Origin of the sequence: Paenibacillus qinlingensis (assembly GCF_013204845.1) — a bacterium.
GTDB lineage: Bacteria > Bacillota > Bacilli > Paenibacillales > NBRC-103111 > Paenibacillus_E > Paenibacillus_E qinlingensis.
In genome coordinates this window covers 143,040-159,540 of sequence record NZ_JABMKY010000015.1, presented here as the reverse complement: position 1 = coordinate 159,540, position 16,501 = coordinate 143,040, and the positions used below count along the sequence as shown (strand labels likewise).

Annotated in this window: 15 protein-coding genes; all 15 read left to right on the top strand. The window is 47.4% G+C overall.

Going from position 1 to position 16,501, the window contains the following annotated elements:
- Window positions 1–34 precede the first annotated feature (34 nt).
- The 15 genes from HQN88_RS24170 to HQN88_RS24100 all read left to right on the top strand — a co-directional run bounded on the left by HQN88_RS24170 (window position 35) and on the right by HQN88_RS24100 (window position 16,100).
- Window positions 35–1,819: a cache domain-containing sensor histidine kinase gene (locus tag HQN88_RS24170; RefSeq protein WP_173117298.1), complete on the top strand. Its 1,785-nt coding sequence runs from the start codon at window positions 35–37 to the stop codon at window positions 1,817–1,819.
- Window positions 1,816–3,417, top strand: coding sequence for a response regulator (locus HQN88_RS24165; RefSeq protein ID WP_173117296.1), 1,602 nt, complete (start codon window positions 1,816–1,818; stop codon window positions 3,415–3,417). Before HQN88_RS24170 ends, HQN88_RS24165 begins: the two co-directional genes overlap by 4 nt.
- 16 nt (window positions 3,418–3,433) lie before the next feature.
- A complete protein-coding gene (locus HQN88_RS24160; RefSeq protein WP_173117294.1) occupies window positions 3,434–6,607 on the top strand; it encodes a glycosyl hydrolase in 3,174 nt (1,057 codons plus the stop codon).
- A 214-nt stretch (window positions 6,608–6,821) separates the two neighbouring features.
- A complete protein-coding gene (gene upp, locus HQN88_RS24155; protein ID WP_173117292.1) occupies window positions 6,822–7,451 on the top strand; it encodes a uracil phosphoribosyltransferase in 630 nt (209 codons plus the stop codon).
- A 110-nt stretch (window positions 7,452–7,561) separates the two neighbouring features.
- Window positions 7,562–8,698, top strand: coding sequence for a non-hydrolyzing UDP-N-acetylglucosamine 2-epimerase (gene wecB / locus HQN88_RS24150; RefSeq protein ID WP_173117290.1), 1,137 nt, complete (start codon window positions 7,562–7,564; stop codon window positions 8,696–8,698).
- Window positions 8,699–8,921: 223 nt separating this feature from the next.
- A complete protein-coding gene (locus HQN88_RS24145; RefSeq protein ID WP_173117288.1) occupies window positions 8,922–9,143 on the top strand; it encodes an AtpZ/AtpI family protein in 222 nt (73 codons plus the stop codon).
- Window positions 9,143–9,523 (top strand): ATP synthase subunit I, encoded by a 381-nt coding sequence (locus tag HQN88_RS24140; protein WP_173117286.1) that lies wholly within the window; start codon window positions 9,143–9,145, stop codon window positions 9,521–9,523. Before HQN88_RS24145 ends, HQN88_RS24140 begins: the two co-directional genes overlap by 1 nt.
- A 37-nt stretch (window positions 9,524–9,560) precedes the next feature.
- A complete protein-coding gene (atpB, locus tag HQN88_RS24135; RefSeq protein WP_310501116.1) occupies window positions 9,561–10,268 on the top strand; it encodes a F0F1 ATP synthase subunit A in 708 nt (235 codons plus the stop codon).
- A 78-nt stretch (window positions 10,269–10,346) separates the two neighbouring features.
- Window positions 10,347–10,571 (top strand): F0F1 ATP synthase subunit C, encoded by a 225-nt coding sequence (atpE, locus tag HQN88_RS24130; RefSeq protein ID WP_028556930.1) that lies wholly within the window; start codon window positions 10,347–10,349, stop codon window positions 10,569–10,571.
- 78 nt (window positions 10,572–10,649) lie between these two features.
- Window positions 10,650–11,135 (top strand): F0F1 ATP synthase subunit B, encoded by a 486-nt coding sequence (gene atpF / locus HQN88_RS24125; protein WP_056611682.1) that lies wholly within the window; start codon window positions 10,650–10,652, stop codon window positions 11,133–11,135.
- Entirely contained in the window at window positions 11,132–11,665 is a 534-nt protein-coding gene (locus HQN88_RS24120) for a F0F1 ATP synthase subunit delta (RefSeq protein WP_173117284.1), read from the top strand. The genes atpF and HQN88_RS24120 overlap by 4 nt, the downstream gene beginning before the upstream one ends.
- A gap of 32 nt (window positions 11,666–11,697) precedes the next feature.
- Window positions 11,698–13,212, top strand: a complete 1,515-nt coding sequence (gene atpA, locus HQN88_RS24115) for a F0F1 ATP synthase subunit alpha (protein WP_065854482.1) — start codon at window positions 11,698–11,700, stop codon at window positions 13,210–13,212.
- Window positions 13,213–13,339: 127 nt separating this feature from the next.
- Window positions 13,340–14,197: an ATP synthase F1 subunit gamma gene (gene atpG, locus HQN88_RS24110; protein ID WP_173117282.1), complete on the top strand. Its 858-nt coding sequence runs from the start codon at window positions 13,340–13,342 to the stop codon at window positions 14,195–14,197.
- 45 nt (window positions 14,198–14,242) lie between these two features.
- Entirely contained in the window at window positions 14,243–15,640 is a 1,398-nt protein-coding gene (atpD, locus tag HQN88_RS24105; RefSeq protein WP_173117281.1) for a F0F1 ATP synthase subunit beta, read from the top strand.
- Window positions 15,641–15,695: 55 nt separating this feature from the next.
- Window positions 15,696–16,100 carry a F0F1 ATP synthase subunit epsilon gene (locus tag HQN88_RS24100; protein WP_171633355.1) on the top strand — a complete coding sequence of 135 codons (405 nt, stop codon included), beginning with the start codon at window positions 15,696–15,698 and terminating at the stop codon, window positions 16,098–16,100.
- The last annotated feature ends 401 nt before the right edge of the window (window positions 16,101–16,501 follow it).

Below are 16,501 nucleotides of genomic sequence, written 5' to 3'. Positions count from 1 at the left end.
TTTCTATAGAGTAGCTACGAGGGGTGCGAACATCATGCGAGATTGGATCAAGAAATGGTTCCACAATATATCATTCCGACTGTTTCTGGTCTGTTTCGTCTTCGTGCTCAGCTCGGAAGCTATTCTAAGCGGTTTATCCTACCGTTATATTAAAAATGAAATTACCTCGAGTCAGCTCAACCAAGCGACACAGTTGCTGCATAAGGAAGAAGAATATATCGATCTGTACTTTCTCCTTGTGCAAAATACGATCGGCCAACTCTCCACTTCAGCCGCTTCGTGGCGTAATGATCTGACGGCTGCGCAAGCTGCTTTGGAGAATGCCTATCGGGAGAACGCGATTATGCTGACAGACGTGTACGTGATTCGCAAGGATTTGTCCATCCTAGGCGGGAATCCTGTAACAAAGGTCATTAACGACCCTAGAGATGATCGGGATCCTCTCTATAAAATGGCCTACAGCAACGCCTACGGGGCCGTGACGGTTAGCCAGCCGTATCAGAATTTCTTCTCTGGTTGGACGGTTACCTTCACCAAAGCGATTACGATTGCCGGTGAACCGATGGCTGTGGCCGTGGATTTGAATCTTACTGCGATGCAAGAGCGATTGCAGAAGATTGGCGGTGGCAGCAACGATTTGCAGTTAGGCATCATGGACAAAGAGGGACGTGTCATTCTGGAGCCAGCGGGCAGCCGCCTGTTTAGTATCGTCGATCATCGTCTAAGCTTTGATGACCGAGATGGTCGGGAGCTTGTGGAGTCCAAGGATGATGTCTTTACTGACCATATGAATGGGACTGCTGTGACCATTATGAAGAGCATTAATCCTCGTACCAAATGGATTGTATTTGCCTTCTATGACGGAACGACGTTGCAAAAATCGCTCAAGCGAATGGAGACATTTTTCATTGGCCTTCTGTTACTTGGCTTCTTGCTTAGTGTGTTGACGGCCGGTTTCGTAGCTCGCATGATTCGAACGCCAGTGTACTATTTGATTCGTAAAATCAATCAAGTCGGTCACGGAGATTTGAACGTTAGCATATCGAGCGCACGCCGTGATGAGTTCGGCAAGCTGGCAGCCACATTCGACGACATGTTAGGCCAGATTCGCACCTTAATTGAGCATGTGAACCGTGGCGAACGAAAAAAGAAAGAGTTAGAGATTCAAGTGCTGCAGTCTCAAATCAATCCGCATTTTCTATACAACACGCTAGGATCTATTTCCAATGTTGTCGCATTTGAGCGCTATCACGAGGTAGATAACATAATTGAAGCACTGATTTCAATTCTGGAATACGGTATTACGGAATTCTCTGACCGGGTCAGCTTGGAGCAGGAATTGCGGAATGTGAAGGATTATTTATACATCCAAAAGATTCGGTATGATTGTGAGTTTGAGCTCATAGAAGAGATTGATTCAGACACCCTAGACCTTCCTGTATTACGAATGGCGCTTCAACCCATTGTGGAGAACAGTATTTTCCATGGGTATGCAGGTGGACGTAAATCAGGAGCTATTCGGTTGTCAGCGGTTCGTCACGATGGCAAACTCATTGTTGAGGTAAAGGACGAAGGCATTGGCATGACGCTTGATAAGACAACGGAGCTACTGCTCGAGGATCCTGTGGGGCGAAATTTTGATCACCGTAAACGAATAGGCTTGTACAACATTCACCAACGCATACGTTTAAATTACGGGGAACCTTATGGCCTTAGCGTGTGGAGCGAGCCAGGTCGTGGAACATGTGTAACACTGACATTCCCAGATGATACAGCACAAGATCAGCATGATGAACGCGGAAGGGGGGAGGCGCAATGAGAGAGGTGACTTGCCTCATTGTGGATGATGAGCCGCCAATGGTGCAACGGTTAGAGACATACTTCGGACGGTGGGCGGAGCGGCGGATGCCATTCCGGCTAGTGGGTCGGGCTTATTCGGGCGTTGAAGCGCTGGAGAAAGCAACGGAGCTGCGTCCTGATCTCATTATCACAGATATTGTGATGCCTGGCATGGATGGGATTGAACTCGTGCGTCAGCTGCGGGAACGGCTGCCTGGTGTGGAAGTTATCATCCTAAGCGCCTACTCGGATTTCGCCTATGCCAAGCAAGCGATTGCCATGGGTGTGTTTGAATATTTGGTTAAGGTGCCCTTGCGGGAAGAAGATGTACGCACGGCCTTGTCCAAAGCGCGCGATAATGTGATTGCCCGCGAAGAGAAGGAGAGGCGCCTGCAAAGTCTCAGTGGATCTGTGAAAGAGAATTCCTATCGTCTGCGCAAGCATCTGCTGGAGGAATTGCTCCGTGGAGAGGTATCTGATCCTGTTATGGAGCGCCGAAGTGCGGAGCTAGTGCCAGGGTTTGAGCCGCGGCAGTATGGGTGTTTTGCTGTGCGTTTTGATAATTATGATGTATTCTGTTCGGAGTATTCACCAGCGGACCGTAACATGCTCAAGTACGGCATGTTAAATATTATCGAGGAAGTGCTCCGGGAGAGTGGGAGCTGCTTCGCCTGTGAGTTGCAGCAAGGCGTCATCGTTGCCCTGGCTACGATTCGGGCGGGCAGCGAACAATTGTTCGATCGGAATTGCTACGAGCTTGGGGAAAGCATCCGAGATGCGATAAAAACTTATTTGCGTATATCAGTTTCAATGGGTGTGAGCCGGATGTACAACGGCTGGGGGTCTGCTCCAGTGGCCTACGAGGAAGCCAAAGGTGCACTTGAGGACACGTTCTATGCCAGCTTTGGCACAGTAATTACGCCAAATCGGAGGTTAGGCTATAGCGAAAGTGACTGGCGCGAGCTAACAGAACGCTTTGAGCAAACGCTCGCGCGTTCTAGTGCGAAGTCGTTGGGAGGCGAAGCACTTGCGCCTTTGCTGCATGTGCTGCATAACCATCGGATTATGCCTGGCAAACTGCTGGGTTATATCGAGGGCTGGTGCGCACGCCTTCGCCAGCGAATGCTACCAGCTGATCATGAAGTTACAGCTGATGCAGCTACATTTGCGGACTGTACGCATCTGCATCAACTGGTGGAGCGTTTGCGCGTGGAGTGGGAGAAGCTGCACGCCCGTGCAGAAGGGAGCGGTTTACGCCTCGAAATGGTGAAGGCGATGCGCTTCGTTGAGGATCACCTGAAGGAATCGATTTCCCTCGGTGTTGTCGCCGAGCACATTCATTTGAATCCAACGTATGTGAGCGAGCTTTTCAAGAAAGAGTTAGGGATCAATTTTACCGATTACGTCTCTAAGCGCAGGATTGAGCGGGCCATCGAGCTGCTGCGTAAGCGTGATTATTCTAATTTAGAGTTGGCTGAGGCTGTTGGTGTTCATAATGAGAAGTATTTCTGTACCTTGTTCAAAAAAATAACCGGGACCTCTCCACAGAAGTTTGTCACAGCAAACTGGAGGGATTGATGAGGAGAGAGTTGTTTTGCTAACAAAGGAACCTCGAAATCAAAGAGAACATCGAAATCAATTCGAAGAATCGATTTTTCATAATCCACCCGCTGCATATAGAAGCACGCCATTCTGGTCATGGAACGATAAGCTGGAACCCGAGGAGCTTCGCAGGCAAATTGGCGAAATGAAGCGGGCCGGTTTAGGTGGTTTCTTCATGCATACAAGGCAGGGACTGCTTACTCCCTATATGGGTGAAGAGTTCTTAGATGTCATTGAGATATCAGCCGACGAGGCTAAAGCTCAAGGGCTAGAGGCATGGTGCTACGATGAGAATGGTTGGCCTAGTGGAACAGCGAATGGCGTTGTGCCGGCATTAGGGGTTTCTTATCAGCAAAAGTCGCTGGAGGGTATCCGAGTCAAGAAAGAGGATGCCTTACAGCAGGTGGAAGTACTGCGACAGGATCCTGACTTTATGTACCTGCTTGTTCGATTAGAAAATGAGAAGCAGTGGCGGGTGCAAGATGAGGAGAATGATGACAATTGGGATGTAGGTCTGGCTGTCATGTGCCGCGTGAATCCTTACTATATTGATATCCTTTCTGTTGAAGCAATGGATGCCTTTCTTCAGGCCTGCCATGAGGTTTATTTCCAGCGTCTGGGGGACCGGTTCGGTGAGGGCAATATGCCAGGCATATTCACAGATGAGTTTAAGTTCTCTGGCATTCCATGGTCGATTGATTTCGATCGGGAGTACTCGTTGCGTTATGGGGAGTCCGTTACGAATGCCATCGGTTGGTTGCTTACAGAAGTACATGAGTCAGAAATAGAAGCGGCATACTTAGCTCGTTATCAGTTCTGGAATCTGGTAAGCGAGCGATTTCGAACATCAGTTTGCTTAGTTGCTGATTGGTGTGAAGCTCATGGCTGGCAGCTGACAGGTCATTTCATGGGGGAAGATACCCTCATGGAACAAATGCAGTATACGGGAGGAGTCATGCCGCTTTACGAACGAATGCATATGCCAGGCATTGATATGCTGGGTCGTAAGCCGCGCAGCGTGATCTTGCCTAAACAGGCGGCTTCAGTAGCGCGGCAGTTGGATAAACCGTTCGTGATCACGGAAACCTTCGGCTGCTGCGGATGGAACTTGAGTTTCCGCGAAATGAAAAGGATCGCCGAATGGCAGTTTGTCCTAGGCGTGAATCGTCTATGCCCGCATCTGCAATCGTATTCGATTCGTGGAGTCCGCAAGCGAGACTATCCACCTTCTCTGTACGTTCAGCAACCATGGTGGGATGTGTACAGCCAGTTTAATGATTACTTTGCTAGGCTTACCTATCTGTTGACTCTCGGGAAGGCTGTTCCAGGTATTCTTGTTCTGCATCCCATTCGATCGGCGTGGCTGCTGCAAAGCTTGAAGAATAAAAGTAACGTGGAACAGTTGCAGAACCGCATGGATGCGTTAGCGGATGAATTATTAGCGCTTCAGCGTGATTTCGATTACGGCGATGAAGCGTTGATGCGAGACTATGGGAGTATTTCGGACGGGATGTTACAGGTCGGTTCCCAACAATACGCAACGGTCATTGTGAGTGACGTGCTAACGATAGAAGCTTCAACCTTTGAACTGCTGAAATCGTTCGTAGAAGCAGGAGGAAGGGTCATTTTAGTGGGTGAAGCCCCTCTCTATCTGGAGGGTAAACGGAGCGAGACACTGGCATCTTGGTTTATGAGCGATAGTGTGGTTCATGTTGCGGAATTAAGGGGTTTAGCCGAGCATGTGCAGGTTCGCAGGGATTGGCTGCTAGGAGAGGATACGTCGCAGGACGCTTTACGAAAGCTTTATGTTCAGGAGCGGCATTTGCCAGGTGTGACATTACTGTATGCTGTGCATACGGGGGATACCGAGACTGTTGAGTTGAAAATTCCTGCGTCAGATCGGCGATTTTGGATGGAGATGGATTTGGAAAAAGGGGAGAAAGCTGAAGCGGATGCACGTATGTTATCGGAAAGCGTTAAGCTGGCTCCAGGTGATTCTAAGCTCTTCGCCATTTGGGACAGTGAGGCTGCGATGGAACCGACCCCAAGGGGACAACCGCCTAAGGCAGCAGCATCTTTACTCAATGAGAAGCCCTTCTCAATAGTTGAAATGAACATAGATACTCTATGGAACTACCAATTGTCAGCGCCTAATGCTCTGACACTGGACTATGCCGCCTATCGCTTAGATGGAGGAGAGTGGTCATCTCCTACTTATGTGCTGAACATTCAAGAGCACTGTATTGCAATGCAGAGACCTGTGAATATTGAATTGGAGTTCATCTTCGAGACAGATGCTGAGCTAATGAGGCATACGGATCGCTCACTGTGGAAGCTCGCTGTCGAGCGCCCTGAGCATTGGGAGCTGTCGATCAATGGACAGCCTGTCCGTGCGGAGGATGCTGACAGCTGGTTTGGCGGTGACCGCAGCTTTCCAACGCTGGGAATTGGCGAATTTGTGGTGGAGGGTCGTAATCGTATCCGCATGTCGGGATCCTTTTATTGTAATGATGATGTCTATCGGTTCTTCGGTGTGGCAGGCGACAATTTGGCCCCGATTCGCAATAAGCTTTTATTCGATGTGGAAGTCGAAAGTATTTATGTGCTAGGGCCATTCGCTGTGAAACCACATGGCGGCTGGGAGCAGGCCGAACGCGAGGCATTGTGGACGGAGGGGCCGTTCACCTTGACCTCAATGCCGAAGCAGCTTCAGTTGACAGATGTCACGACGCAGGGATTGGTGTTCTACTCGGGACGAGTGACCGCAGACCAAACGATTACCCTGCCCGAGCAAGTGTTAAAACATATTCGCAACAATAACGGCAGGCTTGTCCTTCAGTGGGATGCTATGCGCTGTCCGGCTATGAATATTACTGTGAATGGCGGAACGACCCGTACGGTTCTTTGGGGAGCCTCCCAGCTGGATGTAACAGATGAGATAATGAGCGAGCAGGTTCAGTTTCAAATCGAGTTATTGACCAGCGGACGTAATACATTCGGACCTCATCATCATCTAAAAGGAGAGGTCACCTTTGTAGGCCCCACCAGCTTCACCGACAAAATCGGTTGGGTTGATGCGGGTGCCGACAAGATATGGACGGATCGCTACTGCTTGGTCAACTGCGGGCTGACCGGAATTCAATTGTTGCTGGTTAACGCCAGCTAAACAGCACATGTAAACCCTTGCCTGAACCCATTTTCCGGTTGGAAAGTGCGGTTCACGAGGGTTTTTTGTCATGATTTTATAACCGCAGGCAAACCACGCTGCTTCGTTGTCGTAGTCATCAAGAGAAATGGCGGTTCTACAGCAGATAAGTTGGATAACATATGATATAATGGACGAGGTTTGCCTGACCTAGAAGCATAATTAGGAGGAACATATGGGTAAAGTACATATTTGCGATCATCCGCTTATCCAGCATAAGCTTACTTATATTCGGGATGAGAACACGACAACGAAGGATTTCAGAGCGCTTGTCGATGAAGTTGCTACATTAATGGTTTATGAAATCACAAGAGATCTGCCACTACAGCAAGTGCAAGTGAAAACGCCGGTTACAACAGCAGATTGCCAAGTCATCTCGGGTAGGATGTTAGGGCTGATCCCTATTTTACGAGCAGGTTTAGGTATGGTTGACGGGGTGTTAAAGCTGATGCCAGCTGCCAAAGTAGGACATGTTGGTCTGTACCGCGATCCGGATACGCTTCAACCTGTTGAGTACTATGTGAAGTTGCCAACTGATGTGTTGGAGCGGGATTTGCTCGTTATTGATCCTATGCTTGCAACAGGCGGATCTGCCAATGCAGCAATCGATGTGCTGAAACGCAGAGGCTGCTCACGTATTAAGCTAATGTGTCTCATTGCAGCACCTGAGGGCGTAGCTTCTGTGCAAAAAGAACATCCAGACGTCGATATTTACGTCGCAGCGGTTGATGATCATTTGAATGATCATGGTTACATTGTGCCAGGTCTTGGGGATGCTGGGGATCGTCTGTACGGCACGGATTAATTTTTTGAACAAAAGTAACGCTTACGAAGTCAGTTTCCTGTAAGAAAACATAAGCTCATGCTTACGAAGCTAGTTTTCCTAACTGAAAACTTTAAGGGGAGAAGAAACCGATGAAACGCCTAAAAGTGATTACGATCTTCGGAACAAGACCTGAAGCAATCAAAATGGCTCCGCTCATTCTCGAGTTGGAGAAGCATCCTGAGCAGATTGAGTCTCTGGTATGCGTAACCGCACAGCATCGTCAGATGTTGGACCAAGTGCTTGATATTTTTAAAATCACACCGAACTTTGATCTTAACGTTATGAAGGATCGCCAAACACTGAATGAGATTACGATGCGCGTGCTGCAAGGCTTGGAACCCGTGTTCCAAGAAGCGAAGCCAGATCTAATTCTCGTGCATGGGGACACACTAACAACGTTCCTTGCCAGCTATGCAGCTTTCATGCAGCAGATCCAAGTAGGACACGTGGAAGCGGGTCTTCGGACATGGAACAAATTGTCGCCATATCCAGAGGAAATGAATCGTCAATTAACGGGCGTTCTTGCTGATCTTCATTTTGCGCCAACAGGGCAATCCGCAGAAAACCTGCGTAAAGAAAATAAATCAGAGTCCCAAATTTATGTGACGGGTAATACAGCCATAGACGTGTTTAAGTACACGGTGCAGGAGAAGTTCAATCACCCCGTGCTGGAATGGGCCGCTGGCCGCAAGTTGATCTTGATGACAGCGCACCGCCGTGAAGCTCAAGGTGAACCGCATCGCCAAATATTCCGTGCCGTGAAACGGATCGCCGATGAGTTTGAGGACATTGCGATTGTTTACCCGGTTCATCCGAATCCGGTGGTGCTCGAGCCTGCCCATGAAATTCTAGGCAATCATCCACGAATCAAGCTGATTGAACCGCTTGACGTTTTTGAATTGCATAATTTCTATCCTTATACGTACATGATTCTGACAGACTCTGGCGGTCTTCAAGAAGAGGCGCCGACCTTCGGTGTTCCAGCTCTCGTTCTTCGTGATACGACAGAGCGTCCAGAAGGTATCCAAGCAGGGACTTTGGAGCTAGTTGGAACGGACGAAGAAGTGGTCTATACACGTGCTCGCGCGCTGCTCACGGATCCAGATCAGTACAATAAAATGAGCCAAGCTGCGAACCCTTACGGAGACGGAAAAGCGTCAGAACGCATTGTTCAAGCGATTCTTCATCACTTCGGTAGGACGACTGAACGCCCGGAATCTTTCTAACCGTGACAAAATCATGACAAACGCTACAGCGTACAGTTGAACTGTTCGGTTTAAAAAAGCGCAAACCCTAGAGCCGCAAGGCTCTAAGGAGTTTTGTGAGATGTGACAAATGAAGTTCCGTCAATTGACAAACTTAGCATGGCTTCGATACAATGAATGAGGATTCGTAGCAGATGAGCTACGAGACGCGTTTTCCCATGTGGAAAACACCCAGGAGGGTGCAATGAAACGGCCAAATTCCAATGATAATCCTTGGCGGGCAGTAGCGTTAACTAGTGCAATTGGCATAGACCTTGTCGTATGTTTGGCAGCCGGATATTTCTTCGGTGATTGGTTGAGTGGCGCACTGGGTGGACAGATCTGGTTGCTAGTCGGATTTTTACTGGGGCTTGTAACCGGCATCATTAGCATTTACTTCATGATTAAGCGGTACGGAGGGCTATGATGGACGACTTTTCAGCCACTCTGAAAACGGTTCAAAACGTATTTCTATTCTTTTTATCCTTTTGTTTGGCTGCATGGGCGCTTCTTGTCGATTACCGGGTTTACGTTGCGGGGATAATGCTTGGAGCTTGTGCAAGTATGATCAATGCAAGGTTCTTAGCCTGGAAGATTAACAAGCTGGCGGCAGCTGCGATAGAGCAGTCAGGGCGCAAGGTAACCCTTGGCTTTCTGACAAGGGCAGCAATCGCGGGGTTTGTCGGTTTGATTGCCGTCAGGTATCCCGAACATGTTGCATTAACCACGACGATTGTTGGATACTTTTTTGCTCAATTGGCAACACTCGTACTGGGTATTCTTTCTATTAGGAAGTCTAAGAAGTAATTCCACGATGTAACTTCAACGGATGAAAGGGGTGAAAATGGAAAATATGGAACATCACGCGCCAATATATAATTGGTTTGGTATTGATTTCGATGCATCAGCTCTATTGATGATCGGGATTACCACAGTTATCGTGCTAATTCTTGCTATTGCAGGAGCGAGCCGAGCATCCGTAACAAATCCTTCGAAACTTCAAAACTTCATGGAATGGACGATTGAGTTCGTAGAAGGCATTATTGGAAGCACGATCGGTTCCAAGCATGGCAAAGGATTTATCGCACTTGGTCTTACGCTCATTATGTATATCTTTATCGGCAACATGCTCGGCCTTCCTTTCTCAATCGTGACGGAAGATCATGTATCTTGGTGGAAATCACCGACAGCTGATATCGCTGTTACAGGAGCACTAACAGTCGTTGTTATCGTACTAAGTCATTACTTAGGGATAACGCGTAACACGAAGCATTACTTCGCGCATTACTTTGAGTTTAAAGGGGCAATGTTGATCCTTCATTTAATTGAAGTTGTATCGAAGCCGCTTACGCTTGCGTTCCGTCTTTACGGGAACATTTATGCAGGTGAAATCATGATATCTGTCATTATTGGAGCAGGTTGGTTTGGAATTGCGCCTCTCTTCGTATGGCAGGGCTTCAGTGTGTTCGTAGGTGCGATTCAAGCCTTCGTATTCACGATGTTGACCATGGTTTATATCTCACAAACATTGATTCATGAAGAAAAGCACTAAGCATTAGACTTACCTCGGGAAGTCTCGAGTCACTTATAAAACAACAAAAACCTAAGAGTTTAAGGGAGGATTTTATCAATGGGAGCAATAGCATTAGTAGCAGCAGGTATCGTATTCGGTTTGGGAGCACTAGGTGCAGGTATTGGTAACGGTTTGATCGTAGGTCGTGCTTTGGAAGGTATTTCTCGTCAACCAGAACTTCGTGGTACGCTTCAAACAACAATGTTTATCGGGGTAGGTCTAGTTGAGGCAATGCCGGTCGTTGCATTGGTTCTTGCGTTCATCTTTATGGGAAAAGCTTAAGAAATCGTTTGGCGTTGATGGCCGTAGCTGCCACCACGCCTTCGTTTTGCCCATGTTATCAGAAGGGAGTGACGTTACTTGCATATTGAATGGTCCACATTTTGGATACAACTTGTCGCGTTTTTAATTTTATATTTGTTGCTTTCTAAATTTGCGTTTGGTCCTCTGTTCGGCATGATGGAGAAACGCAGACAATTGGTGAAAGATCAAATTCAAACAGCTGAAACTAGCCGCAAACAGGCTGAGCAACTGTTGGAGGAACAAAAGCAAGCGCTGCAACAAACTCGTAAGGAAGCTTACGACATCATTGAGCAAGCGAAGCACACAGGCTCCAAGCAAGCGGATGATATTATTCATGCAGCTAGTGCAGAAGCAAACCGTCTGAAAGACGAAGCGCTTAAAGATATCGAAAATGAGAAGAACAAAGCGGTTGCCGCTCTTCGCAGCCAAGTTGGCGCGATGTCCGTTCTGATCGCATCCAAAATTATTGAGAAACAAATCGACGAAAAGTCACAAGAAGAACTTGTTGAGCATTACCTCAAAGAGGTAGGAGGCAACGTATGAGTGACATCGTCGTAGCGAAGCGTTATGCCAAAGCTTTATTCGAAGTAGCGAAGGAAAAGAATATCATTTCCCAAGTTGAAGAAGAGCTTAAATCTGTAGCTAGTGCGATTAGGGATAATGCAGACTTGCAGAAGTTCCTGAACCATCCGAACATCGGGAATACCGTCAAAACGGACCTGCTGAAGCAGATTTTCGAGGGCAATGTTTCCGAACCGGTGTGGAACACGCTGCTGGTCTTGATTGATAAAGGAAGACAATCCATTCTGGATACCTTAGTACTTGATTATGCCAAGGTTGCTAATGAAGCTCTTGGACAAGCGAGCGCTATCGTTTACTCCGCATTCGTATTGTCGGATGCACAGCAAGCGGAAATTGCTTCACATTTTAGCAAAGTTACAGGTAAAACGATTCGTGTTTCAACGGTTGTAGAGCCTAAGTTGCTCGGCGGCGTACAAGTGCGAATTGGTGATCGTTTATATGATGGAAGCTTGGCAGGCAAGTTAGGCCGTTTAGCCAAAGCGTTAGTTTAACACAAGCACTGTAAGAATAGGGGTGAAGTTCGTTGAGTATCAAACCTGAAGAAATCAGCTCATTGATTAAACAACAGATAGCAAACTATAATTCCGATATCCAAGTGGTTGATGTAGGTACAGTCATTCAAGTTGGTGACGGTATCGCTCGTGCTCACGGCTTGGAAAGCGTTATGGCAGGCGAGCTGCTTGAGTTTCCAAGTGGCGTTCTAGGGTACGCGTTTAACCTGGAAGAAAGCAACGTAGGTATCGTTATTCTCGGACCTTACAAAGATATTCGTGAAGGCGACCAAGTTAAACGTACTGGCCGTATCATGGAAATCCCTGTAGGTGATGCACTACTAGGCCGTGTTGTTAACCCATTGGGTCAACCAGTCGATGGTAGAGGTCCAATTGAAACAACTGGCTTCCGTCCAATCGAATCCCCAGCACCAGGCGTTATGGCCCGTAAATCGGTACATGAGCCAATGCAAACAGGGATCAAAGCGATTGACGCGATGGTACCAGTAGGCCGTGGACAACGTGAGTTGCTCATCGGTGACCGTCAAACAGGTAAAACAGCGATTGCAATCGATGCAATCATCAACCAAAAAGGCAACGGCGTTAAATGTATCTACGTTGCTATCGGTCAAAAGCAATCCACTGTCGTAGGCGTTGTTGAAACACTTCGTCACGCTGGCGCTTTGGACTACACAATCGTTGTAACAGCTTCTGCTTCTGAGCCTTCACCAATGCTTTGGTTGGCTCCGTACGCAGGTTGCGCAATGGGTGAGTACTTCATGTATAAAGGCGAGCACGTGTTGATCGTCTATGATGACTTGTCCAAACAAGCAGCTGCTTACCGTGAGTTGTCCCTCTTGCTTCGTCGTCCACCGGGTCGTGAAGCTTATCCAGGGGATGTTTTCTACTTGCACTCCCGTCTTCTAGAGCGTGCTGCGAAATTGAATGATGAGCTAGGTGGCGGTTCCATGACGGCACTTCCTTTCATTGAAACACAAGCAGGCGATATCTCGGCATACATTCCTACGAACGTAATTTCGATTACGGACGGACAAATCTTCTTAGAATCCGACTTGTTCTACTCAGGTCAGCGTCCAGCGGTTAACGTTGGTAACTCTGTATCCCGTGTAGGGGGCTCTGCACAAACGAAAGCGATGAAAAAAGTTGCTGGTACACTTCGTGTTGACTTGGCACAATATCGTGAGCTTGCTGCATTTGCTGCATTCGGATCTGACTTGGATAAAGCAACTCAATCGCGTTTGGACCGTGGTGTTCGTACGCTTGAAATTTTGAAACAAGGTGTTCACCAACCGATGTCATTGGAGAAGCAAGTTGCTTCCCTTTACACAGTTGTTAAAGGACACGTGGATGATCTTCCAGTTCAAGACGTTACACGTTTTGAAGGTCAATTCTTGGCTTTCTTGGAATCGAATCGTCCAGAAATTCTACACAGCATTCGCGATACGAAGGATATCACTCCGGATAACGATAAAGCGCTAGTAGAAGCAATTGTTCAATTCAAAAAGAGCTTCGCAGCTTCTGTATAAATCATGATGGTAGAGCTTCCTGTTGAAGTGAAGCTCTACCTACGTGTTAATCCTGGGCAGGCTGATCGCCTGAATTCAGGTCTTCGAATGAAGGCTTTTCTAAGCCTCAAAAGAGAGGTGAGCAGGTATGGCAAAAGGAATGCGCGAGATTAAGCGCCAAATCAAGTCCACACAAAACACGAAACAAATTACGAGAGCGATGGAAATGGTCTCTGCAGCGAATTTGAGACGAGCGCAACGTTCTGCGGAAGCAGCACGTCCTTACTCCGATAAGTTGAAAGAAGTCGTTCAAAGCATTGCAGCTGGAAGCAAAGGGATCAAACACCCGATGCTACAGTCACGCGAAGTGAAGAAGACAGGCTATTTAGTAATCACCTCGGATCGTGGATTGGCTGGAGGCTACAACGCTAACGTGTTGCGGAAGGTCATGACCGAGATTCGTGAAAACCATAAATCAACAGCTGAGTATTCGATTTTTGTAATCGGACGTAAAGGTAGTAATTTCTTCCGCAAACGGAATATGCCAATTGTAGAGGAAGTAACAGGTGTTCCGGATTCACCGAAATTCGCGGACATTAAATCTGTCGCGTCAGCAGCAGTAAAGAACTTCGAAAACGGAACGTATGACCAGTTGTTCTTGGTATACAACCAATTCAAAAATGCGATTACCCAAATTCCAACTATGATCCGCCTGCTTCCTATGGAAGAAGTTGCTGGCGTGGCTGCTGCAAGTTATGAGTATGAGCCATCACCAGAAGGCGTTCTAGAAGTATTGCTGCCTAAATATGCAGAAACGCTTATTTACAGTGCTGTACTGGAAGGTAAAGCGAGTGAGTTTGGTGCGAGAATGACAGCGATGAACTCCGCTACGAAGAATGCAACGAAAATGATCAGCGGCTACACATTAGCTTACAACCGTGCGCGTCAAGCCTCGATTACCCAGGAAATATCGGAGATCGTTGCTGGAGCGAACGCGAACGCATAACAATAAAGCTTCTACGGAAGCAAAGCTTTTCTTAGGAGGGAAACCATGAGTAAAGGGCGCGTTGTAACAATTACAGGGCCAGTCGTCGACATTGAGTTCGAACGCGGACAACTCCCTGAAATCTTGAATGCCATCAAGATTGAAAGAAATGATAATGGCGTACTATCCACAATGACAGTTGAAGCAGCTGTTCACCTTGGTGACAACTTGGTTCGTTGTATTGCAATGTCCTCAACTGACGGACTTGTTCGTGGAGCAGTAGCTACAGATACAAAAGCTGCAATTACCGTTCCGGTTGGAGCAGCAACACTAGGTCGCGTGTTTAACGTATTGGGAGACCCAATCGATGGTATCGAAGAAGTTGACCGTACATTTACAAGCGGCATCCACAAAGAAGCTCCAGCTTTCGACAACTTGTCGACAAAAGCAGAGATTCTTGAAACAGGAATTAAAGTTATCGACCTTATGGCTCCTTACGTTAAGGGTGGTAAAATCGGTCTCTTCGGCGGCGCGGGTGTAGGTAAAACCGTAACGATGCAAGAGTTGATCCACAACATCGCACAAGAGCATGGCGGTATCTCCGTTTTCGCAGGTGTTGGAGAGCGTACTCGTGAAGGTAATGACCTTTACCACGAGATGAAAGACTCCGGCGTTATTGCCAAAACAGCGATGGTATTCGGTCAAATGAACGAGCCTCCAGGCGCGCGTCTTCGCGTAGCTTTGTCCGGTTTGACAATGGCTGAGTATTTCCGTGATGAAGAAGGTAAAGACGTTCTTCTTTTCATCGATAACATCTTCCGCTTTACACAAGCAGGTTCTGAGGTTTCCGCATTGCTAGGGCGTATGCCATCAGCGGTAGGTTACCAACCGACTCTGGCAACAGAGATGGGTCAATTGCAAGAGCGTATTACTTCCACGAAAAAAGGTTCCGTTACTTCCATTCAAGCGATTTACGTTCCTGCCGATGACTATACGGATCCGGCTCCAGCAACGGCTTTCGCCCATTTGGATGCAACAACGAACTTGGAGCGTAGTATTGCTGCAGCAGGTATTTTCCCTGCGGTAGATCCACTTGCTTCTTCATCCCGTATCTTGACGCCGGAAATTCTTGGCGATGATCACTATAAAACAGCACAAGGTGTTAAACGAGTTCTTCAACGTTACAAAGAGCTTCTGGATATCATCGCGATCTTGGGTATGGATGAGTTGTCTGATGAAGACAAATTGACTGTACAACGTGCGCGTCGTCTCCGCTTGTTCTTGTCTCAGCCGCTTCACGTTGCTGAGCCGTTCAACGGTTTCCCAGGTCTTTATGTACCATTGAAAGAAACTGTGCGCAGCTTCAAAGAAATCCTTGAAGGTAAGCACGACAACCTTCCTGAAGTAGCTTTCCACAACGTTGGAACGATCGAGGACGCTATCGAGAAAGCAAAAACACTGTAAGCTTGGCTTTTTGCTAAGATCAGTTTTTGCTAAACTCTAAGGAAGGAGAATCCAAGTGAGTACATTCCTACTGGAAATTGTTACACCGGAGCGCAAAGTGTACGCTGAACAAGTGAACATGGTTAGCGTGAAGGGTACTGAAGGGGAGCTTGGAATTCTGCCGAATCACATTCCATTGGTCACTCCACTTAGAATCGCACCGATTACTGTGAAGAAAACGGGCTCCAAAGACGAAGTCATCGCAGTGAATGGCGGTTTCATGGAAGTGCGCAAGGATAAGGTGGTTATTTTGGCGGAAAGCGCCGAGCTACCTGAACAAATTGATATCGATCGTGCGAAAGCAGCGAAAGACCGTGCGGAGAAACGTCTTGCAGATACGAAGCAAGATAACGTGGATTTCAAACGTGCTGAAGCTTCTTTACAAAGAGCAGTGAATCGTATCGGCGTGTCCGGGAAATAAATATATGGTTGAAAAGCGGGGGAACTTCGGTTCTTTCGCTTTTTTTGCGTTTAAATTAGGAAAGAAAAAAAGCTGCCCCTCTCGGAGGAGAGGAACAGCTCGTTGATGATTCCTTTTTAAGCGTGATGCCAGACTGTGGATTCGCCTGTTTTCGGGCATGGAGGGAACGTTTGGCCAGCCACTAGCTCGACGCTTTGCCCGTCGGCATCGCGATAGCGACCGGTTTCAGTAACTTTGTCATTGGTTCTATGTTGGTGATTTGCGTTCGATGCATTTGCCATAAGAAATCAGTCCTTTCGCATATCAAAATAGGGAATTTGGACAAGACTACAATGCCCAGTGAATAGTATTACCCACTTATGTGTAATGCTACTCATACATGGAAAGAATTAATGTCGACG

Coding starts and splice junctions, on each gene's coding strand:
- HQN88_RS24165 (WP_173117296.1), top strand. CDS start 1,816: ATGAGAGAGGTGACTTGCCTCATTGTGGATGATGAGCCGCCAATGGTG.
- HQN88_RS24120 (WP_173117284.1), top strand. CDS start 11,132: ATGAGTGACATCGTCGTAGCGAAGCGTTATGCCAAAGCTTTATTCGAA.
- atpD (WP_173117281.1), top strand. CDS start 14,243: ATGAGTAAAGGGCGCGTTGTAACAATTACAGGGCCAGTCGTCGACATT.
- upp (WP_173117292.1), top strand. CDS start 6,822: ATGGGTAAAGTACATATTTGCGATCATCCGCTTATCCAGCATAAGCTT.
- atpG (WP_173117282.1), top strand. CDS start 13,340: ATGGCAAAAGGAATGCGCGAGATTAAGCGCCAAATCAAGTCCACACAA.
- HQN88_RS24145 (WP_173117288.1), top strand. CDS start 8,922: ATGAAACGGCCAAATTCCAATGATAATCCTTGGCGGGCAGTAGCGTTA.
- atpB (WP_310501116.1), top strand. CDS start 9,561: ATGGAAAATATGGAACATCACGCGCCAATATATAATTGGTTTGGTATT.
- atpE (WP_028556930.1), top strand. CDS start 10,347: ATGGGAGCAATAGCATTAGTAGCAGCAGGTATCGTATTCGGTTTGGGA.
- wecB (WP_173117290.1), top strand. CDS start 7,562: ATGAAACGCCTAAAAGTGATTACGATCTTCGGAACAAGACCTGAAGCA.
- HQN88_RS24140 (WP_173117286.1), top strand. CDS start 9,143: ATGGACGACTTTTCAGCCACTCTGAAAACGGTTCAAAACGTATTTCTA.
- HQN88_RS24170 (WP_173117298.1), top strand. CDS start 35: ATGCGAGATTGGATCAAGAAATGGTTCCACAATATATCATTCCGACTG.